At 70.0% G+C, this 21,863-nt stretch carries 13 protein-coding genes; 3 read left to right on the top strand and 10 right to left on the bottom strand.

Annotated features, from left to right (window positions below; translation table 11 throughout):
• Positions 1-51 precede the first annotated feature (51 nt).
• From BZY54_RS28475 to BZY54_RS28440, 8 genes are all read right to left on the bottom strand, one after another.
• A complete protein-coding gene (locus BZY54_RS28475; RefSeq protein WP_086728195.1) occupies positions 52-1,218 on the bottom strand; it encodes an inositol-3-phosphate synthase in 1,167 nt (388 codons plus the stop codon).
• Between the two features lie 246 nt (positions 1,219-1,464).
• The gene (locus tag BZY54_RS28470) at positions 1,465-2,265 is read right to left on the bottom strand and encodes a ThuA domain-containing protein (protein WP_086728194.1); all 801 of its coding nucleotides are present in this window, start codon (positions 2,263-2,265) and stop codon (positions 1,465-1,467) included.
• Positions 2,266-2,309: 44 nt separating this feature from the next.
• On the bottom strand, positions 2,310-3,374 hold the full coding sequence (locus tag BZY54_RS28465) for a substrate-binding domain-containing protein (protein ID WP_086728193.1): 1,065 nt from the start codon (positions 3,372-3,374) through the stop codon (positions 2,310-2,312).
• 132 nt (positions 3,375-3,506) lie between these two features.
• Positions 3,507-4,568: an ABC transporter permease gene (locus BZY54_RS28460; protein WP_425276325.1), complete on the bottom strand. Its 1,062-nt coding sequence runs from the start codon at positions 4,566-4,568 to the stop codon at positions 3,507-3,509.
• On the bottom strand, positions 4,565-6,076 hold the full coding sequence (locus tag BZY54_RS28455; RefSeq protein ID WP_244217379.1) for a sugar ABC transporter ATP-binding protein: 1,512 nt from the start codon (positions 6,074-6,076) through the stop codon (positions 4,565-4,567). Before BZY54_RS28455 ends, BZY54_RS28460 begins: the two co-directional genes overlap by 4 nt.
• 837 nt (positions 6,077-6,913) lie before the next feature.
• Positions 6,914-8,173: a Gfo/Idh/MocA family protein gene (locus BZY54_RS28450; RefSeq protein WP_086728192.1), complete on the bottom strand. Its 1,260-nt coding sequence runs from the start codon at positions 8,171-8,173 to the stop codon at positions 6,914-6,916.
• A 91-nt stretch (positions 8,174-8,264) separates the two neighbouring features.
• Positions 8,265-9,446, bottom strand: coding sequence for an ROK family transcriptional regulator (locus tag BZY54_RS28445; RefSeq protein ID WP_086728191.1), 1,182 nt, complete (start codon positions 9,444-9,446; stop codon positions 8,265-8,267).
• Positions 9,447-9,843: 397 nt separating this feature from the next.
• A complete protein-coding gene (locus BZY54_RS28440; RefSeq protein ID WP_208640792.1) occupies positions 9,844-11,958 on the bottom strand; it encodes an OmpL47-type beta-barrel domain-containing protein in 2,115 nt (704 codons plus the stop codon).
• A 790-nt stretch (positions 11,959-12,748) separates the two neighbouring features.
• Here BZY54_RS28440 and BZY54_RS28435 point away from each other — a divergent pair.
• The 3 genes from BZY54_RS28435 to BZY54_RS28425 all read left to right on the top strand — a co-directional run bounded on the left by BZY54_RS28435 (position 12,749) and on the right by BZY54_RS28425 (position 18,670).
• Positions 12,749-13,741, top strand: coding sequence for a multicopper oxidase domain-containing protein (locus BZY54_RS28435; protein WP_086728190.1), 993 nt, complete (start codon positions 12,749-12,751; stop codon positions 13,739-13,741).
• A gap of 286 nt (positions 13,742-14,027) precedes the next feature.
• Positions 14,028-18,077, top strand: coding sequence for a ThuA domain-containing protein (locus BZY54_RS28430; protein ID WP_086728189.1), 4,050 nt, complete (start codon positions 14,028-14,030; stop codon positions 18,075-18,077).
• Between the two features lie 353 nt (positions 18,078-18,430).
• On the top strand, positions 18,431-18,670 hold the full coding sequence (locus BZY54_RS28425; RefSeq protein ID WP_167414080.1) for a LuxR C-terminal-related transcriptional regulator: 240 nt from the start codon (positions 18,431-18,433) through the stop codon (positions 18,668-18,670).
• Between the two features lie 173 nt (positions 18,671-18,843).
• Here BZY54_RS28425 and BZY54_RS28420 read toward each other — a convergent pair whose 3' ends face one another.
• Together BZY54_RS28420 and BZY54_RS28415 are read right to left on the bottom strand one after the other, a co-directional pair.
• Positions 18,844-20,010, bottom strand: a complete 1,167-nt coding sequence (locus BZY54_RS28420; protein WP_086728188.1) for an ROK family transcriptional regulator — start codon at positions 20,008-20,010, stop codon at positions 18,844-18,846.
• A gap of 142 nt (positions 20,011-20,152) precedes the next feature.
• The gene (locus BZY54_RS28415; protein ID WP_086728202.1) at positions 20,153-21,142 is read right to left on the bottom strand and encodes a sugar phosphate isomerase/epimerase family protein; all 990 of its coding nucleotides are present in this window, start codon (positions 21,140-21,142) and stop codon (positions 20,153-20,155) included.
• Positions 21,143-21,863 lie beyond the last annotated feature (721 nt).

Raw genomic sequence — 21,863 nt, 5'->3', positions numbered from 1 at the left:
CGCCTCCCCACCGGGCGGGGCCCGGGCCGGGCCGGAGCAGGGACGGGCGGATCACCGCCGGCCTCCGAGCCGGGCGGCGAAGGCCCGCAGCGTCTCGTACTGGGTCATCACGGCGTGCTCACCGCTGCCGACGGGGTCCTTGAAGAAGAAGGCCAGCTCGCCGAGGGGACCGGAGATCCCGCGCTCGTGGGCCCGGGCCGCCAGCCGGGCGAGGTCGATCACCAGGGGGGCGGCCAGCGCCGAGTCACAACCGGCCCAGGTGAACTGGAGGTTCATCCGCACGCCGAGGAACCCCTCGAACGTCACGTGGTCCCAGGCGGTCTTCCAGTCGCCGAGGGAGGGCACGTAGTCGATGTGGACCTCGCCCTCGACGGGGTGTCCCAGCGTCTCGGCGAGCACCCGCTGCTTGGAGGCGGTCTTGCTGGCCATCGCCGCGGGATCGGCGAGCGTCTCGCCGTCGCCGCCGCCGAGCAGGTTGGTGCCGGACCAGCTGCTCACCCGCAGGCCCCGGGCGGCGAACATCGGCCCGAGGGTCGCCTTGAGCAGGGTCTCCCCGGTCTTGCCGTCGTTCCCGGCGTACGGCAGGCCGGCCTGCTCGGCCATCTCGCGCAGGGCCGGGATCCGCATGCCGGCGGACGGCGTGAAGTCGACGTGGGCGCACCCGGCCGTGATCGCGGCCAGGGCGTACAGGGAGCTGGACGGCAGCACGTCCTCACCGGCGGCCAGCGCGGCCCGCAGGGCCCCTGCCGAGTCGTGCCCCGGGTGTGCCCGCAGGACCGGTTCGGTCGAGGAGACGTTGACGACGACCACCCGTGCGAGACCGTGCCGCTCGCGGAAGGCGGCGATGTCGGCGCATATCGCTTCTACGGCGTCCGACTGGCTCATGTCCGGGCCCGGGAGAGGAGCCGGGCGTATCTCCGCATCGGCCGCGGCCAGGTCGTCGTGCACGGCGGTGGGCAGCCCGTGGGGCAGCACGCCGGCCGCGACCAACTGCTCGGCCCGCTTGGGCAGCGGCGTGCAGGCGACGTCGTGCCCCCCGAAGACAAGGTCGGACATGGCGGGCAGGCCGGCTTCGGGGAACCCCGGCTGCTCGGTGACGCACCCGGTCGGACCGGCCAGCCCCGCCCGCAGAGCGGCCGTGCCGGCGACGACCGTGGTGGCCACCGATCCCCGCGCCCCCGCCAACCAGACACCCGTGCGACTGCGCTGATCTGGCATCTCGTCACCTCCGTCGGCCGTGCGTGGTCGCGCCCGGCCGCCTCGTTCCTCGCTGTCGATGTCGCTGCCCCCTGTCACCTGCTTCCGCTCCCCTCCGGACGGTCGTCCGGGGTCAGGGCCTGGCGTGGGGGTCACCCGGGGAAGACGTGCCGGTGACCCGAGCCGGCGTCGATGTGGGCGGGCGGGTACCGGGTGCCCGGCGCGCCGCCTGGGACGGCGGGCGCGCCGGGGCACGTCACCTGCCGGTCAGTCGGTGCTTTCCGGATCGCAGTTGAACTTCGCCGTACCGGCCGTCATCTGGATGCCGCCGAGGACGTGCGACAGGAACAGCGGGTCGGCGTAGCTCTCCTTGGTGTGGCCCATGCCGGTGTAGAAGGACCGGCCGCCGTCGTACGGGTGGCACCACGCGATGGGGTGGTCCGCGCCCATCGAGCCGCCGTTGTAGCCGACCGGGTTGTACGTCCGCTCGTCCAGCGTGGCCAGGACACGCACGTCGGAGCGGGGGTTGGAGCGGTAGTTGTACCACTCGTCGGTGCGGACCCAGCGGTTGGGCAGACCCCTGGTGGCAGCGGTGCCCTGGCCCACGACGTTCACGGTCGCCTGCTGGATCGACGGGTGGTCGTTGAAGTACGCGCCGACCAGGCCGCCGTACCAGGCCCAGGTGTAGCCGGAGTCGGCGGCGGCGTGGATGCCGACGTAGCCGCCGCCGTGTTCGATGTAGCGCTGGAAGGCGTCCTTCTCGGACTGCTGGTCCAGCGGGTCGCCCGTGGTGGAGACGAAGACGACCGTCCGGTACTTCGCCAGGTTGGCGTCGTTGAACTGGGTGGCGTCCTCGGTCGCGTCGACCGCGAAGCCGTTCTCCTGGCCGAGCTTCTGGATCGCCGCCACACCGGCGGGGATGGAGTCGTGCCGGAAGGCGGTGGTCTTGGAGAACACCAGCACCCGGAACGCCGGTTCCGCCGCGTGTGCGGTGGTGGCGCTGGTGGCCGCGAGTGGCAGTGCCAGAGCGGCCGCGGACAACAGCGCGACGATACCTCTGCGGGACATAATCAACCTTTCGTGACCTGATTCCGGGGACGGTGGGTGCTGGGTCAGCTGAAGGCGCCGGGCAGGTACTGGTCGACGTTCTCCTTGGTCACGGTGGCGGAGAACAGGGTCAACGAGGACGGCAGGTCCTCGCCCACCAGGTCGCCCATGCCCTTGTGCTGGGCGATGAGCCGGGCGAGCTTGATCGCGGCGGCGGACATGTTCGTCGGGTAGACGACCGTGGCCTTGAGCACGGAGCTGTCGGCCTTGATCTCCGTCATGGCGTGCTTGGAGCCGGCGCCGCCGACCATGAAGAACTCGTCGCGGCCCGCCTGCTTGATGGCCGCCTCGACGCCGATGCCCTGGTCGTCGTCGTGGTTCCACACCGCGTCCAGGTGCGAGCGTGCCTGGAGCACGTTGCTCATCACCTGCTGGCCGGAGTCGGCGGTGAAGTCGGCGGCCTGCCGGATCCCCACGCGGAAGCCGTACTTGGCCAGGCCCTTCTTGAACCCGGCGCTGCGCTGCTTGGTGAGTTCGAGATTGTCGATGCCGGCGATCTCGCCGATCACGGGCGAGGAGACGCCCTTGGCCTTGAGGGTCCGGCCGATGTAGAGGCCGGCGTTGAGCCCCATGCCGAAGTTGTCGCCGCCGATCCACGTCCGGTACGCGAGCGGGGTGTCGAAGACGCGGTCGACGTTGATGACGGGGATGCCCGCGTCCATCGCCTGCTGGGCCACGGAGGTCAGCGCCTTGCCGTCGAACGGCAGGATGACCAGGACGTCCACCTTCTTGCCGATCAGCGTCTGGACCTGGCTGATCTGCGCGTTGACGTCGTTGGTGCCCTCGACGGCCTCGAAGTGCACATCGGAGTACTGCTTGGCCTGCGCCATGGCGTTCTTGGTGATGGCCGCCATCCAGCCGTGGTCGGCGGCCGGGGCCGAGAACCCGATCGTCACCTGCTTGCCCGGCTTGTCGTTGTCGGTGCCGGCCTTGCTCGCCGCCTTGACGTCGTCGGTGGACGCGTCGCTCTTGTTGCTGGTGCAGCCGGCGATCATGGCTCCGCCGCCGAGTGCCGCGCCGCTGAAGAGGAGCCTTCTGCGGTCCATTCCGCCGAGTCCGCGCTTGTCCATCTCGCTAGTCCTTCCCGTCACGGGTGTCCTGCCTGGGGTGTGCCTGCCGTGGTCGATGCGGGCGTGCCGCGCGGCTGGGCCGGGGCGGCGCGGTCGGCGGCAGCGGGGACTGGGCCGCCGTCCGCGCCGCGGCTACGGGGCCGCGGTCCGGCGTCCGCGCCGCTGGATCAGCACGGCGGCGACGATGATCAGACCCTTGGCGATCTGCTGAATGTCGGTGGTGAGGTTGTTCAGCACGAAGATGTTGGTGATCGTGGTGAACACCAGGACGCCCAGGATCGAGCCGATGAGCGAGCCGCGGCCGCCGGTCAGCAGCGTCCCGCCGATGATCACCGCGGCGATCGAGTCCAGTTCGTAGAGGTTGCCGAGGTTGCTGGCGCCGGAGGTGGTCCGCGCGGTCAGCATGACCGCGGCGATGCCGCAGCACAGGCCGGACAGGACGTACAGCACCAGGGTGTGGCGGCGCACGTCGAGGCCGGCGAGGCGCGCGGCCTCCTGGTTGCCGCCGATGGCGAACGTCCGCCGGCCGAAGGTGGTGCGGTTGAGCAGCACCCAGCCGAGGACCACGGCCACCGCCAGGATGTAGACCAGCAGCGGGATGCCGAGCCACTTGGTGGAGGCGATGGAGTTGAACGAGTCGACCGTGACCACCTGGGACTGCCGGTCGGAGATCCGCTCGGCGAGTCCTCGGGCGCTCGCCATCATGGCGATCGTGACGATGAACGCGACGATGTTGCCGTAGGAGATGATCAGGCCGTTGATCAGGCCGACGACCGCGCCCACGGCGAGCGCGCAGACGATCATGCCGCCCAGCCCGTAGGACTGGGTGGCCACGGTGGTGCACCACACGGAGGCGAGCGCCACGATCGCGCCGACGGACAGGTCGATGCCGCCGCCGATGATGACGAAGGTCTGGCCGATCGTGATGACGCCGATGACGGCCGCGCTGCTGAGGATGACCAGGGCGTTCTGCCGGGTGGCGAAGTTGCCCGAGGTCAGTGCGCCGACGACGCACAGCAGCACGAGGACGACGAACAGGCCTAGGTTGCGCACCCTGCCCATGTGCCCGAGGAAGGCCGGTCCGCTGCCCTTGCCCGGGGACGGGCCGGTCTGCCGTACGGATCCTGACGCCGATCCCTGGCCGGTGGCGGGCAGCGGACCGCTCCCGCCGGGGGGACTGGTCTGCTGGCTCACGCGGAGCTCCCTTCCATGACGAGGTCGAGCACTTTCGATTCGTCGAGGTCCAGGGCGTCGGCCTCGCGGACCACCCGCCCTTCGCGCATGACGAGGACGCGGTCGGCGAGGCCGAGGACCTCGGGCACCTCGCTGGAGACGAGGAGCACACCGACTCCCGAGTCGGCGAGCCGCCGGATGAGCATGTAGAGCTCCGCCCGCGCCCCGACGTCGACACCGCGGGTGGGCTCGTCCAGCAGCAGGAGCCGGCAGTCCTTGAGCAACCAGCGGGCGACGACTGCCTTTTGCTGGTTGCCGCCGGACAGCGTGCGCACCGGTCGGGTCGGGTCGGGGGGCCGCAGGTCGAGGCTGCGGACCGCCTCCGTCGTGGCGGCCAGTTCGGAGCGGGAGTCGAGGAACCCCGCGCGGGCGAACCGCCGCAGCGAGGACATGGACACGTTGTGGGCGATGGAGGAGTGCATGAACAGCGCCTGGCTCTTGCGCTCCTCCGGGGCGAGCCCGATGCCCGCCCGGACGGCGGCGGTGATGCTGCCGGGCCGTAGCACCTTTCCGGCCACGCTGATGCGCCCGGAGGCCGAACGGCGGGCCCCGTAGACCGTTTCGAGGATCTCCGAGCGGCCGGAGCCGACCAGGCCCGCCAGCCCGACGATCTCGCCGGCCCGGACGGTGAGGGACACGTCCTCGAACTCCCCCGGGCGGCTGATGCCTTCGACCTCCAGGAGCATCGGGCGCTCCTTCGGGCCAGGTGTCTGCGGCCTCGGCGGGAAGACGTACTCGACGGTGCGGCCGGTCATCAGCGAGACCAGTTCGGAGGTGGGGGTGGTGCGCGCGGGCAGTCCCCGTGCGACCGTGCGGCCGTCCTTGAGCACGGTGACGCGGTCCCCGATCCGGCGGATCTCCTCCATGCGGTGCGAGATGTAGACGACGGCCACGCCGGCGGCGGTGAGGTCGCCGATGATGCGGAAGAGGTTGTCCACCTCGTCGTGGGCGAGGACGGCGGAGGGCTCGTCCATGATGATGAGTCTTGTGTCGTGCGAGAGGGCGCGTGCCATGGACACGAGCTGCTTGCCGGCCGAGGAGAGGTCGCCCACCTCGCGCGTGACGGGGATCTCCGGGTGCCCGAGCCTGCGCAGGAGTTGCCGTGCGGCGTCGTGCATCCGCGAGCGCTGGGCGAAGCCCAGCCGGGACTGCTCGTGCCCCAGGTAGATGTTCTCCGCCACCGTCAGGCCGTCGGCCAGGTCGAGTTCCTGGTAGATGGTGGCGATCCCGTGGCGCATGGCGGCCGTCGGGGTCGGGAGCGTGACCGGTTCGCCCTCCCAGGCGATGTGTCCCTCGTCGGGCTGGTGGGCTCCGGCGAGGACCTTGATGAGCGTGGATTTGCCGGCGCCGTTCTGGCCCAGCAGGCAGTGGACTTCTCCGGCGACCACGTCGAGGTCGACGCCGTCGAGGGCCCGGACGCCGGGGAACTCCTTGACGACGCCTTGCATCTCGAGCAGCGGGGCACTCATGGGTCTCCCTCTGATGCGGTCTCCGCCGGCCCTCCCAGGGGCACATGACGGTTCGTCGACTTGTCGATCTCATGGAGCAGTTGGTCCCTCACGGGTGGCCTCGGCTCGGAGGCCGGTGAGGGGTCGGACGTGTCGTGGGTGGCGGTGATCCCGGTCCGGCCGGGGGCCGGTCGTGGCTCCTCGGCGGTTTCCTCGTGGGTGGGATTCGGTGGTTCCGGTCGGGTGTTTTCCGATGGGTCCGTGCGTCCGTCCGGGTTTCCCGGATCCGGCCGCTCCCTGGTCACCTTGCGCGCTGAGAGGAAGGTAGTTCTCACAGCGTTGTTTGAAAAGGGTTCGCGAACTTTCGGAACTTCTCGTGGCCAGAAGCGGCAACACCTGTAACACTTTTGGGCATTCCGCATCGCGGCACGTCTGGAATGCCCCGAACTGCGTGCCGTTCGCCGGTGCGGCGGGACGCCGGGCGGCCGGCGCCGTCTGCTCGCCCACCTCGGGAACTCGTGTGCTGTGAGGGCCGGCGCACCTCATGCCCGGCGGATTACGGAACTCCGCCCGAATGACGCACGAGACCCGCGGGGAGGCAGGCGGGCATTTCCGGGAACACAGGGTCGAACGGGCCCCGGATTTACCGACGTCTGCCGTACGGCGCATGTCACCGGTCAGTAACATCCGGTCTCCGGCCGGCGAATGAAAGTGCTCGACTGAGCGGATTTATCTTCGGAGTTTCCTTGAAATCCTCCTTCGCGTGAACGGAACGTGTACGTCGGTCGTGGACGGCCGGCCGGGTGGGACGTGCGGTGTTGGCGGAACCACCGGGCCGGCCGGCGCCGCGGCGTTCGCTCAGGGAGCGACCACCGCGACGGGGTCGCCGGTTCCGGACGGTGGCGGCGAGTCCTCCGGCGCGACTTCCTCGTGTGCGACGGGCGTCCATACGCTGCCGTGCGCGGCACTGTGCTCCACCGCGGCGAGCACCCGCTGCACCTGCAGCCCGTCGGCGAAGGACGGTTCGGGATCCCGGCCCTCGTCGATGGCCTGCAGCAGATCGCGCACCTGGTGGACGAAGGTGTGGTCGTAGCCGAGTCCGTGACCCGGCGGCCACCATCCGTCCAGATAGGGGTGGTCGGGTTCGGTGACCAGGATCCTCCTGAAGCCCGCCGTCGCGGACGCCTCGGTGTGGTCGTGGAAGTCCAGTTCGTTGAGGCGCTCCAGATCGAAGGCGATGCTGCCGCGATCGCCGTTGATCTCGACGCGCAGGGCGTTCTTGCGGCCGGCGGCGACCCGGGTGGCCTCGAAGGACGCGATGGCACCGCCGGGGAACCGGCCGGTGAACAACGCGGCGTCGTCCACCGTGACTTCTCCGCGTGGCGCGGTCCCGTCGACGACTGCCGCGAGCCCCGAGGACGCCGCGGGCAGCGGACGTTCGCGGACGAACGTCTCGGTCAGCGCGGAGACTCCCGTCAACCGCTCGCCGACCAGGTACTGGGCCAGGTCGACGATGTGGGCGCCGAGGTCGCCCAGCGCGCCGGAGCCGGCGTGCTCGCGCTGCAGCCGCCACACCAGGGGGTATTCCGGATCCACGATCCAGTCCTGTAGGTACTGTGCGCGTACGTGCCGCAGGCTGCCGAGACGGCCGTCGGCGATCAGGCGGCGGGCGAGGGCGAGCGCCGGCGTGCGCCGGTAGCTGAAGCCCACCATGGAGCGCACGCCGCGGCGCGAGGCCGCGGCCGCGGCGGCGGCCATCGCCTCCGCCTCCTCGACGGTGTTGGCGAGCGGCTTCTCGCACAACACGTGCTTACCGGCCTCCAGGGCCGCGATCGCGATCTCGGCGTGGCTGGACCCCGGGGTGCAGACGTCGACCAGCTGAACGTCGGGGCGGGCGATCAGGGCCCGCCAGTCGGTGTCGGTGGCGGCCCAGAGCTGACGCCGGGCGGCCTCTTCCAGTGCCGCTCGCTCGCGTCCGGCGAGGGCGGCCATGACCGGGCGTATGGGCAGATCGAAGGCACAGGCGACGGTACGCCAGGCGTGCGAGTGCGCGCGGCCCATGAAGGCGTATCCGACCATGCCCACCCCGATCGTGGGCGAGCCGTGCTGACTGTCCATAGGCGCTCCTGAAGGATGCGTGTGGCGCGGGCAACGGACGCGGGGATCACGTCCGTTCGCGGGGAACGGATTCCGGCCGCGCGGGGGCGCGTCAGGCCGGTGAGAAGATGTGGTCGCTGATCAGCCGGGTGGCGCCGACGACACCGGCGACCTGGCCGAGCTCGCCGAGGACGATCGGCAGGTTGCCGGTCGCCAACGGCAGGGACTGCCGGTAGATCTGGGTACGGACGCTGGCCAGGAGGGTGTGGCCCAGCCCGGTGAGCCCTCCCCCGATGACCACGAGGCCGGGGTTGAAGAAGCTGACCAGGCCGGCGATGACCTGGCCGGTGCGGCTTCCGCCCAGGCGGATCAGTTCGAGGGACGCGGCGTCACCGGCGCCGGCGGCCGCCGAGACGTCCTCCGGGGTCAGCCGTCCGGCCGCCTCGAGCCGCCCGGCCAGTTCCGCCGAGCGGCCCGTCTCGGCGAGCGCGGTCGCGTCCCGCACCAGGGCGCCGCCGCCGAAGTGCGCCTCCAGGCAACCGGTGTTACCGCAGGCGCACGGCGGCCCGTCCGGGTCCACCTGGATGTGGCCGATGTCGCCGGCACTGCCGGTGACACCGCGGTGGACCTCGCCGCCGACGACGATGCCGCAGCCGATGCCGGTCCCCACCTTGACCCACAGGAAGTCACGCACGGACCGGGCGACGCCGGCCTGCTGCTCGCCGAGGGCCATCAGGTTCACGTCGTTGTCGACGAGGACGGGGCAGCCGAGCTCCTGGCTCAGCGCCTCGCGGACGGGGAAACCGTCCCAGCCGGGCATGATCGGCGGTGCGACGGGGACGCCCTCGGGGAACCGGACGGGCCCCGGGACGCCGATCCCGGCGCCGTCGAAGTGCTCCGCCAGGCCGGCCTCGCGCAGCTTGGCGGCCAGGGCGAGCACCCGCTCGAACACGGCGACCGGGCCCTCACGAACGTCCAGCGGCTCGGAAAGGTGGCCGAGCACCTCCAGCTCCGCGTTGGTGACCGCGGCGTCCACGGACGTGGCACCGATGTCCACGCCGAGGAATCGCAGCGAGGGAGCGATCCGGACGTTGTGCGAGCGGCGGCCGCCACGGGAGGCGGCGAGACCGTCCTGGACGACGAGGCCCGTCTCCAGCAGCCGGTCGATCTCGACCGCGAGCTTCGAACGCGACAGCTCCACCCGGTCACCCAGAGCGACCCGGGACTGCGGGCCGAGGTCGCGCAACAGACGGAGCAGTGTGGCCTGGTGGACATTGGCCGGTCGAGCCGTCATGCGCCTCACGCCACCCCTCCCGTCGTCGCCGAAGCCGTACGCGCACCCGGCGATTCGGGGCGCGACTTTCAAAAGGACCGTAGCACCGTGGTGCCGAACACGAAAGAACTTGTGCAGCAGTCCGATGAACTTTCATCTCGCAATGGACAAAGCCGATTTGAAGTCACCGCCGTGAAGGTGCATGAACGGGACTCGCGCCAGCGGCGCGGATCCGCCGGGCAGGTCCTGACACACCCCCACAGCGGGCAGGGCCCGATGGAGTGGAACCTGCCGGTTCCACTCCATCGGGCCCTGGTGCCGTGCGGTCGAGCCGTCCGAGTCGCCTCGGCAGGCGCTCGTTCAGGCCCGCCGAGTCCTCTCGTACGAGGCGGGGGGTCAGCTGCCCCCCGCCGTCACCTCACCGCTCCGTACGGGCGGTGTGCGGCATGCCGACGTCGGAACGGCCGGCGGCCTTCTTGATGGCGCCCGCCTCCCGCTGGTCGACGACGCCCTCGCTCCGGAGGTCCGCGACGAGCTTCTCGACGGACGAGACGAACGCGCCATGGTTGGTCCAGGCCGCGTGGTCCTCGATCAGCTCGTTGATCGTGCAGCCGTTCGTCGTGACGCGGTTGGGGATGCCCGTGTTGATCGTGCCCACGAACACCGTCGAACGGTCGTCCGCCTCAGGGCAGTCGGTGGGCGGCTTGCTGTCCACGACGGTCAGGGTCAGCGACTTGGCCGCGGACGTGTTGCCCGCCTTGTCGGTGGCCCGGTACAGGAAGGTGTGGCTCCCTGCCCGGTTCACCGCCACCGGCGCGGAGTACGGCAGGTAGGGGCCGCCGTCCAGGGAGTACTCGGTCGCGGCCACGCCCGACCCCGAGTCCGACGCCGTCACCGTCACCGTCGCACCGCCCACGTAGTTGCCGGAGGCGTCCTTCGTCCCCGACACGGAGGCCGACACCTCCGGCGGAGTGGTGTCCTGCGGCGGAGCCGCCACGACGGTGAACGACACGGACTGCGCCGCGGACGTGTTGCCGGCCTTGTCCGTCGCCCGGTACGACACCGTGTGCTGGCCGACCGTGCCGACCTGCACCGGCGCGCTGTAGTCCTTGTAGGCACCGTTGTCGAGCGAGTATTCGATCTTGGCCACACCCGACTCCGCGTCGGAGGCAGTCACCGTCACCGTCGCGCTGGAGACGTAGTTACCGGAGGCGTCCTTCGTCCCAGACACAGTGGCTGACGTCTCCGGCGCGGTGGTGTCCTGCGGCGGAGCCGCCACGATCGTGAACGACACCGACTTCACCGCCGAGGTGTTGCCGGCCTTGTCCGTCGCCCGGTACGACACCGTGTGCTGACCCACAGCGCTCACCTTCACCGGTGCGCTGTACGTCGCGTACGCCCCACCGTCGAGCGCGTACTCGATCTTGTCCACGCCCGAACCGGAGTCCGTAGCCGACAGCGTGACCGTCGCGCTGTCGACGTAATTGCCCGAAGCGTCCTTGGTCCCCGACACCGAGGCCGACGTGTCCGGTGCGGTGGTGTCCTGCGGCGGAGCCGCCACGATCGTGAAGGACACCGACTTCACCGCCGAGGTGTTGCCCGCCTTGTCCGTCGCCCGGTACGACACCGTGTGCTGACCGACACTGCTCACCTTCACCGGCGCGGTGTAGTCCGCGTAGGCGCCGTTGTCGAGCGAGTACTCGATCTTGGCCACCCCAGAGCCGGAGTCCGTAGCCGACACCGTGACCGTCGCACTGTCGACATAGTTCCCGGAAGCATCCTTGGTCCCCGACACCAAGGCCGACGTGTCCGGAGCGGTCGTGTCCTGCGGCGGAGCCGCCACCACCGTGAACGACACCGACTTCACCGCCGAGGTGTTGCCCGCCTTGTCCGTCGCCCGGTACGACACCGTGTGCTGACCCACAGCGCTCACCTTCACCGGTGCGCTGTACGTCGCGTACGCCCCACCGTCGAGCGCGTACTCGATCTTGTCCACACCCGAACCGGAGTCCGTAGCCGACAGCGTGACGGTCGCACTGTCGACATAGTTCCCGGAGGCATCCTTCGTACCCGACACGGATGCCGACGTGTCCGGAGCGGTCGTGTCGCCCCCGGAGCCCGCGGTGACGGTCAGTTCGCCGGACATGATGTGGCCCGGCATCACGCAGTAGTAGCGGTAGACGCCGGGGGTCAGGGTGACCTCCGCCGTGTGCCGGCCGCCGCTGGAGTCCGACGGGCTCGCCTGGATGTTGAGGCTGACGTCGGTGTTGTAGTCGGTGTTCGAGGTGTCGAACGTCAGCGTGTGCGGCATCCCCGTGGTGTTGCCGGTCGCCGCGCTGTTCTCGAACACGATCGTCGCCGGGCCGGCCACCGCGGTGGTGGGAGCGGACGTGTAGCCCGTGTAGCCGTCACCGGCGGTCCAGGTGAGCACCTGGGCCGCGGCCGTGTTGTCGGCCCCGCTCCAGGCCGCGTAGGCGGCCGGCGCGGCCAACGCGAACGCCGTGACCAACAAGGCTCCCAGCGCCAGCACGATCGGATGCGTACCGAACCGGCCCCGCGGCGCGGATCTGGAGGGGGGCGGATCCGTCTGGGTATGGAGCAGTCTTCTGAACACCGCTGTACCTTTCGCGAATTCGCTTGTCGCGGTACCGCGCACGGATCCGCGGTCCCGCCAGGTGGACGACCAGCCGCCGGGACGACCGCGTCGGGGCCCGTCCGGCCGGGTGCCGCGCGGAGCTCGGTCCGGAGCGGCGATGGCACTCGGTCCGTCAGGTGACCGGCGCCCTGAACTCAGCGGCACGATGAGGGAGCTGTGGGTGATCACGGGGCGGTACCGATGGCGACCGGCCGCGGCCGCACGAGCGAGCGAGCGGTGTCCGCTCCGCCCCGTGCCGGAGCGGTGACGCCGCGTGCCCGCGCGCGCAGCTCACCCACCTCTCTGATTGCAGCAACGTTGGGAAGCTACCGGTCTTTTGACGACCCGCCAAGGTCTATGGCCACAACCCAACCAACTTTGACCTGAGTCTGGAAAAACTGGAGAAGCACCGTTACGGTGAGGCCGTTCCGAGGCGCAGTTCGCCTTCCGAGCCGAGCCGGGTTCGGCCGTACCGGGGCATCCGCCCGCCGGACGGCCCCCGGACCGGCGAACCGACCCGACGACAACGCTGTCGAACCCGACGACTTCTCTACCGGCCCCGTGGGGGCCGAACGCCCGGCGCACCACCGCAAGACCGCCGCGTCCGGATGCTGTGTTGCCTGGGGCGGCACTCCTCACGACCACGAAACGCCGTCAGGCGCCCGCGCCTGTCGCGGATTGGAGAGCGATGACCGACTCAGGCGCAGGCGTGCGACGCCTCTTGTCCCGGCGATCGTTCGCCACTGGAGCTGTGGCGGCGGCCGTCGTCCCCGCGGCGCTCGGCACCGCCGCCGCCGCGACCTCGGACAAGCCCGCCGCGGCGGACAAGGGCGGCGACGTCCGCAACCTGACGCTGTACATGGAGAAGCTGCCGAACGGGGAGATGGGCTACGGCCTCCGCCCGGGTGAGGCGACGATTCCGGGCCCGCTCATCGAGCTGACCGAGGGCGACACCATGAACATCGAGGTGGTCAACAACCTCGACGTCGCCGCCAGTCTGCACGTGCACGGCCTGGACTACGACGTCGCCAGCGACGGCACCAAGATGAACGACAGTGTGGTCCAGCCCGGCGAGCGGAGAACCTACGTCTGGCGCACCCACGCCCCGGGCAAGCGTCACGACGGGACGTGGGAGGCCGGAAGCGCGGGCTACTGGCACTACCACGACCACAACGTGGGCACCGAGCACGGCACCGGCGGGATCAAGAAGGGGCTGTACGGCCCCGTGGTGGTGCGACGCAAGGGCGATGTGCTGCCCGACAAGCAGTTCACGGTCGTGTTCAACGACATGACGATCAACAACAGGACCGCTCCCAACACCCCCATGTTCAAGGCCGTCCGCGGCGAACGGGTGGAGTTCATCGTGATCACCCACGGCGACTTCTTCCACACCTTCCACGTGCACGGCCACCGCTGGGTGGACAACCGCACCGGGATCCTCGAGGGCCCGCAGGACGTCAGCCGGGTCATCGACACCAAGACCACCGGCCCCGCGGACTCCTTCGGATTCCAGGTGATCGCCGGCGAACGGGTCGGCGCGGGCCACTGGATGTACCACTGCCACGTGCAGAGCCACTCGGACATGGGAATGTCCGGGGTCTTCATGGTGACCGAGGCCGACGGCTCGGTTCCCGGCGGCATGCACGACATGCACGACATGCACAACATGCCCGGCATGTGAACCTGACCGCCGTCGTCCCTCACCCCACCCCTTCAAGCCACGCCCGTCGGACCTGACCGGACGGTCTGACGGGCGTGTACCACCTGCCGCCGGTCGGTCGGCCCTGGGCCGTGAGGTCCCGGGGCGTCCGCGACCTCACCGGCTCCGGTGCCCCGGCCGTCTCCCCACGTCCCGATGGCCGATCCGAATCCGCCTCGCCCGGCGCCCGCCGTGCGGGGCCCGTGCGGCAGCCCTGGCTCCACCCCCTGACCACTCTTCCGTTGCCGGATCGAGTCAAGGAGCAAGAATGGGCCGAAGAGACCGGTTCACCCTGTCACGACTAAGCGGAGCACCACCGTCGCACCCTGCCCGAACCCCCCGCCACGCACCGGCCTGGCGACGCGCGGTCATCCTGCTGTCCAGCTCCGCGCTGGCACTGGGGCTGTCCGCGCTGCCGGCCGTGCAGGCACAGGCGCAGTCGCCGTCCGCACCCGACCAGGACCAGGGAGCCGGCGCCGACGCCTCGGTGAACGTCCTGGTCTTCCACGGACCGGCCGATCAGCAGGACGACCCCGTCAAGGCCGCCGTCTCGACGATCAAGGGACTGGGTCAGAAGAACGGCTTCTCCGTGGACGAGTCGGACGACCCGTCCGTCTTCACCCCCGACAGCCTGGCCCGCTATCGCGGCGTGGTCTTCCTGTCGGCCAAGGGCGTGTCCCTCACCTCCGACGAGGAGTCCGCGTTCCAGGCCTACGTCAAGGGCGGCGGCGGCTTCGTCGGCGTCCACGACGCGGCGCGCGCGGACGCCGACTCCAGCTGGTTCACGGGCCTGATCGGCACGCGCCCGGCCTCCAGCCTGCCCGCCTCCGAGAAGGTGGCGGACGTCACGGCGAGCGACGACAACCCGCCGAACGAGACGAAGGCCAAGCTGTTCGACGGCAGCAACACCACCAAGTGGCTGGCTCATCAGAACACCGCGTGGGTGACGGCGAAGATGGACCACGCCGTCGCGGTGGCCCAGTACGCGCTGACGTCGGCCAACGACTACCCGGGCCGGGATCCCAAGGACTGGACCCTGCAGGGCTCTCAGGACGGAAGCACCTGGAAGACGCTGGACACCCAGTCCGGCCAGAGCTTCCCGGACCGTTTCCAGACCAAGCAGTACAAGTTCTCCAACACCACGGCCTACCAGTACTACCGGCTGAACGTCACGGCCAACTCCGGTGAGCCGCTGACCCAGTTGGCCGAGCTGCGGCTGTTCGGCGCCGACCCGGCGCCCGCGCCGGAGACCAAGGTGCAGCAGGCGGTCGTGGACGTCACCGACCGCCAGCACCCGGCGAACAAGGGCCTTCCGCTGAAGTGGACCCGGTCCGACCAGTGGATGAACTGGGACCCGAACCCGAGCGGCAACGTCCAGACGGTCGCCCAGGTCGAGGAGAGCTCCTACGACGCCGGGCCGGCGGGCAACGGCGCGTTCCACCCGATCTCCTGGTGCCGGGACTACGACGGCGGCCGGTCGTTCTACACCGGCATGGGCCGCACCGAGGACAGCTACACCTCGGACACCAAGTTCCAGAGTCATCTGCTCGGCGCCATCGAGTGGACGACCGGCATGGTCCGCGGCGACTGCCAGGCGACCATCGCCTCGAACTACTCGGTCGATCGGCTCACGGCCAAGAACCAGTCGGGCCAGCTCGACCAGATCGGTGAGCCCCACGGTCTGACGATCGCCCCCGACGGCAAGACCTTCTACATCGGCAAGGCGGCCTGCCCGAGCGGACCGATCCCCGACTGGAACGACCCCAAGGTGGGCCTGGGTTGCGGCACGATCCACCAGTGGGACCCCAAGACCAAGCAGGTCAAGCTGCTCACCACGCTCGACGTGATGGGCAACCGCGGCAGCGGCGACGAGCTGGTCAAGAACGAGGAGGGTCTGGTCGGCATCACGCTCGACCCCAAGTTCGAGCAGAACGGCTGGATCTACATCTACTGGATGCCGCACGAGTCGGTCGACCGGGACAAGCAGACGGGCCAGCGCACCATCTCGCGCCTGACCTACGACTTCAAGAACCAGTCCATCGACAAGAGCACCCGCAAGGACCTGCTGCACTGGACCGCCCAGATCCACAGCTGCTGCCACACCGGCGGCGGCATGACGTTCGACAACAACGGCAACCTCTACGTGGGTGTCGGTGACGACAACTCCTCGCAGGGAGCCGGGGCGGGCTACTCCGGGAACAACTGGACCAAGGACTACAAGGGCCTGTCCTTCCAGGACGCCCGCCGTACGGCCGGCAACACCAACGACCTCAACGGCAAGATCCTGCGGATCCACCCCGAGGCCGACGGCACGTACACGATCCCCAAGGGCAACCTGTTCACCGGCAACGAGGAGGGCGGCGGCAAGACCCGCCCGGAGATCTACGTCATGGGTGTCCGCAACATCGCGCGGATCGCCTGGGACAAGACCAACAACTGGCTGACCGCGGCCTGGGTCGGCCCCGACGCGCCGACGCCCGACCCGGAGCTGGGCCCGGCCAAGTACGAGACCGCGACCGTCATCACCTCCGCGGGCAACCAGGGCTGGCCGTACTGCATGGGCAACAAGCAGCCCTACCGTGACCGCAGCAACACCGACGCCAGCGTGCTCACCGGCTGGTACGACTGCGACCACCCGAAGAACACCTCGCCCCGCAACACCGGACTGGTGGACCTCCCGCCGATCCGCAGCAACATGATCTGGTACTCGCCGCAGGGCGGCGGCGTGGACTACCCGAAGCGCAGCGACGGCAGCGGGCTGCCCACGTACGTGCAGAGCGACGAGAAGTACACCGAGCCCTACCTCAAGGGCGGCGGCCAGGCCATCATGGACGGCCCGACCTACCACCGCTCGGAGGTCGACACCAACAGCGGTGTCGCCTGGCCCTCGTACTGGGACAACAAGTGGTTCATCGGTGACGAGTCCAACGCCAACAACCGCGTCGCGGTCACCGTCACCCCGGACAACGTCAAGGACCAGTCCCAGCCGGCCTTCGGCGAGGACCTGCGCCGGATCCTCCCCGGCGGCGTCGGGGACAACAAGATCCAGAGCTGGATGGACGCCAAGTTCGGCCCGGACGGCGCGCTCTACATGCTCGACTACGCCGGCGGCTTCTTCAGCCTCGACTCGAACCAGAAGCTGGTCCGCGTCGCCTACCACGGTGGGCCGGCCACGCCGAACCCGAGCGACGCCGCGGGACGCGCGGTCGCGCAGAGCAAGCCGCGGACGATCCAGTTCTCGGCCGCGAAGGCGGGCGGCGTCTCCTGGGAGTGGAACTTCGGTGACGGCAGCCAGCCGTCGCACGAGGCCAACCCCACCCACACCTACGCCTCCTACGGCACCTACCACGCCACGCTCAAGGTGACCTACGCCAACGGCGAGCAGTCCACCGGGAAGATCGACGTGACGGTGGGCTGCACGGCGCCCGACGCCCGTTCCACGGTCCGGCTGCTCGACACCGACACCGGTGTGGCCAACCACAAGGTCGGCGGCGGCTGCACGATCAACGACCTGATCGACGACGAGGGCGCCTGGCCGAACCACGGCGCGTTCGTCAGCAACCTCAACGACCTGGTGGACCAGTTCCGCAAGGACGGCATCATCGACAACCACGAGGCGGCGACCCTCAGCAAGGAAGGTGCCCAGTCGCCCATCGGCAAGACGCCCGGATACAAGTCCATCTTCGACGGGTCGGCGAGCAGTCTCGCCGGATGGAGCCAGGCCGGCGCGGGCACGTTCTCGCTCCTGCCGGACGGCACCATGCGCAGTTCCGGCGGCATGGGCATGCTGTGGTACAGCAAGCAGCAGTTCAAGGACTACTCGATCAGGCTGCAGTTCCGGGACGTCGCCCCGGAGGGCCACCAGGCCAACAGCGGTGTGTTCGTGAGGTTCCCCGACCCGCGGACGCCGCTGGCCCAGCGGCCTGAAGGCTGCAGCACCACGGGATCGGCCCGCACCGCTCCGGAGTGGGTGGCGATCTACTGCGGCAACGAGATCCAGATCTACGACGGCGCCACCGGTGAGCCCCAGAAGACCGGCTCGGTCTACAACTTCGATCCACTCGACCTGGACCACGCGAGGGTCACTCCCAAGGGACAGTGGAACGACTACGAGATCCGGGTCGTCGGGCAGCACTACACGATCATCCGCAACGGCGTGGTGATCAACGAGTTCGACAACACGCCGGGCAAGTCGTCGTCGCGTGCGGGCGATCCGCCCACGGACCTGCGTCAGTTCTTCAGCGGCTACGTGGGTCTGCAGAACCACAGTGACAACGACCTGATCGAGTTCCGCAACATCCGGGTGCGGGACCTGTAGCAAGGAGCGATCGGCGCCGGGCTCGGGGCGGCAGCCCCGAGCCCGGCTCTGCCACGAACCGGCCCGCCCACGCGACCGCGGCGGGTCCTCCCGGGCCGTTCCTCCGCCGGATTGAACCGTTCAATGCGGAAGAAGTTTTCGTGTGAGAGCGGATCAAACCCGGACCCAAGCAGCGGCGCACCCTTGACCCTGTGCACTCGAACAGTTACTCAAGCTACAGCAGTTACCCGAGTTACCTGAAACGTTTGCAGGCGATTGACGAACCGCGGTCGATCACGGGTTCTGGCCTCCCCCAGCCGGGGGGCGGCCTTCCCCGCGTTCCCTGCCGGCCGCACTCGGCGAAGGAGACGGAAGTGTCCACGCTCAGCTACCAGACAGGCCGGCGGCCCCAGCCCGAAAACTCGCGTCTGCTCAGAGACGAGGTCCACCTTCTGTCGCTCCTGGCGACCGGCCTGCCGGTCGAGGCCGTCGCCCGGCGGCTCCACGTCTGCCCCCGAACGGTGCGGCGACGCTGCCGGGGCGTGTGCGACAAGATCGGCGTCAGCAGCGTCATCGAGGCCGTCGCCTGGGCGGCGCGACGCAGACTGATCTGAACCGAACGCGATCCGAACGCGCCCTTGAGAGCCTCCGAGGACTCCTGACAGCTTCCAGAAGCCGAAAACTCGCACAACACCCTTGCGCGCCCGGCCGCGTCCCTCGAGGGACGCGGCCGGGCGCGCAAGGGCCGAGGTCCGTCCGGTGCTTCGCGTCGGGGCCCGGCGTCGCTTCAGACGGTGTCGCCGTAGGCCAGCTCGCTCGCCAGGACGGCGGCGCCGACGACCCCGGCGCGGCCGCCCAGCTCGGACAGTACGATGGGCAGGTCGCCGGTGGCCAGCGGCAACGACCGCTGGTAGACGACACTGCGGAGTTCCGCGAGCAGGATGTGCCCGAGGTCGGCGAGGTCGCCGCCGATGACGATCATGGACGGGTTCATGAAGCTCACCAGCCCGGCGAGCACCTGGCCGACCCGCCGCCCGCCGGTCCGGACGAGGCCGATGCAGACGGCGTCGCCGGCCGCCGCGCCGTCGGCGACGTCGCGCGCGGTGAGGGAGCCCCTCGCCGCCAGGCGCTCCGCCAGCACCGGTGAACGGTCCCCGTCCGCGGCGGACTCGGCATGGCGGGCCAGCGCCTCATGGCTGAAGAGCGCCTCCAGGCAGCCGACGTTCCCGCACGAGCAGACCGGGCCGTCCGCGTCGACCTGGATGTGGCCGATGTCCCCGGCGCAGCCGGCGGCGCCACGGTAGATGCGGCCCTCGATCTGCACTCCGCAGCCGATGCCGCTGCCGATCTTGACGAAGATCAGGTTGTCCACGGTCCGGGCGACGCCGCTGTGCTGCTCGCCCAGGGTCATGACGTTGACGTCGTTGTCGACGGCGACGGGGCAGCCGTGCTCATCGGAGAGCACGTCGCGGACCGGATGGCGGTCCCATCCCGGCATGATCGGCGGGGAGACGGGAATGCCCTCGCGGAAACTCACCGGGCCGGGCAGTCCGATCCCGATGGCGTCCAGCCGCGTGAAGTGGCCCTCGGCGCGGATCTTGTCCAGGATCTGCGTCACCCGCCCCAGGACGGTCACCGGGCCGGTGCGGATGTCGCAGTGCTCGGTGTGCGCCGCCACCGCCTGCAGGCGGCCGTCGGTGACCTCGACGCCGACCGAGCGGGCGTCGAGGTCGATCGCCGCCAGGCGCAGGTCGGGGTTGAGCTCCACGAGAGGGGAGCGGCGTCTGCCGCGGGAGGCGTTCGGCCCCGCCTCCACGACGGTCCCCGACGCCACCAGGCGGTCGAGCTCGGCCAGCAGGCGCGGCCGTGGCACCTGGAGCCGGCCGGTCAACTGGGCGCGGGACTGCGGGCCGTGGTCCCGCAGCAGGGTGAGCAGACCGTACCGGACGCTCACTTGGCTCACCTCCTGGTGGAAGGCACGGCTCGCCGGCCCACGTCGTCAGCGCCGGCGAGGGGCATGAGAAGCGGCCACCCCGTTCCGCCGCCCGCCCCGGCGGGAGCGGGGCGGGCGGCGGAGACGGGGTGGTGACGTCCGGTCAGGACAGCAGGTTCGCGAGCGCCGTGTAGCTGCGCTGCGCGGCACCGAGCGAGCCGGGCGGGTCGGGCTGGGTGCCGGGGGCGGTGTCCTGCTCCCAGATGCCGTGGTGGTTGCCGAACGGGCCGATGGCGTGGATGAAGCGCTGGTAGCGCATGTCGCCGGCGCCGAACTCGGTCATGTCGTAGCCGTCGGCGACGTTGGGGTCGGACTTGCCGTCCTTCATGTGGAACAGCGTGTACCGGTAGGGGTGCTGGCGCACGTACGCGGCGGGGTCGAAGCCCGGGTAGCGGAACTGGCCGACGAAGGCCCAGTACACATCCATCTCGAGGTAGACATGGGCAGCGTCGGTGTTCTCCAGGAAGACGTCGTACAGACGCACCTCCGGCTGGTCCTGGGCGAAGGCGAACTCGCCCGAGTGGTTGTGCTGGTAGAGCTTGAGGCCGCGCGCCGACGCGGCCTCGCCCCAGCGGTTGAAGTCCTCCGAGGCCGCCTGGTACGCGGCGACCGTCGGGGTGTCCGAGGGGGCGTTCGCGGTCCCGATGTTCGGCATGCCGAGGATCTCGGCGTTGTCCAGCTCCCGCTGCAGGTTGCTGCGGAAGGACCCGATGCCGATGTGGCTGCCGATGGCCCGCAGGCCGTTGTCGTCGAGCAGCGTGCGGATCTCCTGGAGGGTGATCTGCCGGCCGAGGATGGAGGTGTTCTGGGTGTAGCCGGCGAACTCGACCTCCTTGTAGCCCATCCGCGACAGTTCCTCGAAGACCACGCGGAAGCCGAGGTTGGTGACCTTGTCGCGGACGCTGTAGAGCTGGATGCCGATGGCGTCCTTGGGGATGGTCAGGCTGGCGCCGTGGGGCCCGGCGTCCGGGGCGAGTGTCTGGGCGGCTGCGGGGAGCGCGCCTGCGACGGACGCCGCACCGATGGCCACGGTGCCGGCGGCTGCCGCGCGCAGAAAGCCTCTGCGGTCGAAGTCATGGGTGAACTTACCCATCATCACTCCTTAGATGTGGAGCACCCCCGAGCCGCGGTGGGACCGCGGCGGGGGCCGTCAAGTACAGACGTCCTCGCCCGGTGTTCGGGCGGGGTGGTACGGGGCGTTCGTCGGCCTGGAGCGCCTGGCGGACGGGCAGTGGGCGGGACTGACGGGGGACGGCGGGAGTCGTGCCCGGTGAGCGGGGACGGGGCGGCTGCCGGGGCGCGGATCCCCGGGGACCGCTCGACGGTGACTGCATGGTCTCGACGGCTCCCTGGCGGACGATGAACACCTGAGACGGCCGATAGTTCACCACGGACCGGCGGTACTTTTCACCGGACGAGCAAAAGATATGGCCACTTGAGGCCATGAAAAGCAGCTACCGAGCAGTATCTTCTTGACAGTGGGTTGTCATGGGTTCACGCTCGTGACGCTTCATCAGGAGCCGTTGGACCCTTCCGAGCCCTGACGTCACGTCCCACTCCGGACCGCACGACCGCATCCGATGCCCCGTCCGCAGTCACGAACGGGCTCGACACCGGTTGTGGGCGGCCGCGCACACCTGGGCCACCTGCCCACTCCACCGGTGAGACGGCACACGGCCGGCCCGGCCATCCCGGACCCGGCTCGACACCCCGCGCGACGCGACCGATCGCGCGATGTCCATCGCAGCGCCACACGAGAGGCAGGCAGTACGTGCGTACACCAGTAAGCCGACTACTCACCGCCACGTTGAGCG

It is taken from the genome of Streptomyces carpinensis (assembly GCF_002154505.1).
Taxonomy (GTDB): domain Bacteria; phylum Actinomycetota; class Actinomycetes; order Streptomycetales; family Streptomycetaceae; genus Streptomyces; species Streptomyces carpinensis.
This window is presented reverse-complemented; position numbering and strand designations above follow the sequence as displayed.

What these genes read in the sequence shown, in the direction of transcription:
- BZY54_RS28475 (WP_086728195.1), bottom strand. Translation starts at nt 1,218, where the DNA reads ATGCCAGATCAGCGCAGTCGCACGGGTGTCTGGTTGGCGGGGGCGCGG.
- BZY54_RS28470 (WP_086728194.1), bottom strand. Translation starts at nt 2,265, where the DNA reads ATGTCCCGCAGAGGTATCGTCGCGCTGTTGTCCGCGGCCGCTCTGGCA.
- BZY54_RS28465 (WP_086728193.1), bottom strand. Translation starts at nt 3,374, where the DNA reads ATGGACAAGCGCGGACTCGGCGGAATGGACCGCAGAAGGCTCCTCTTC.
- BZY54_RS28455 (WP_244217379.1), bottom strand. Translation starts at nt 6,076, where the DNA reads ATGAGTGCCCCGCTGCTCGAGATGCAAGGCGTCGTCAAGGAGTTCCCC.
- BZY54_RS28450 (WP_086728192.1), bottom strand. Translation starts at nt 8,173, where the DNA reads ATGGACAGTCAGCACGGCTCGCCCACGATCGGGGTGGGCATGGTCGGA.
- BZY54_RS28445 (WP_086728191.1), bottom strand. Translation starts at nt 9,446, where the DNA reads ATGACGGCTCGACCGGCCAATGTCCACCAGGCCACACTGCTCCGTCTG.
- BZY54_RS28435 (WP_086728190.1), top strand. Translation starts at nt 12,749, where the DNA reads ATGACCGACTCAGGCGCAGGCGTGCGACGCCTCTTGTCCCGGCGATCG.
- BZY54_RS28430 (WP_086728189.1), top strand. Translation starts at nt 14,028, where the DNA reads ATGGGCCGAAGAGACCGGTTCACCCTGTCACGACTAAGCGGAGCACCA.
- BZY54_RS28415 (WP_086728202.1), bottom strand. Translation starts at nt 21,142, where the DNA reads ATGGGTAAGTTCACCCATGACTTCGACCGCAGAGGCTTTCTGCGCGCG.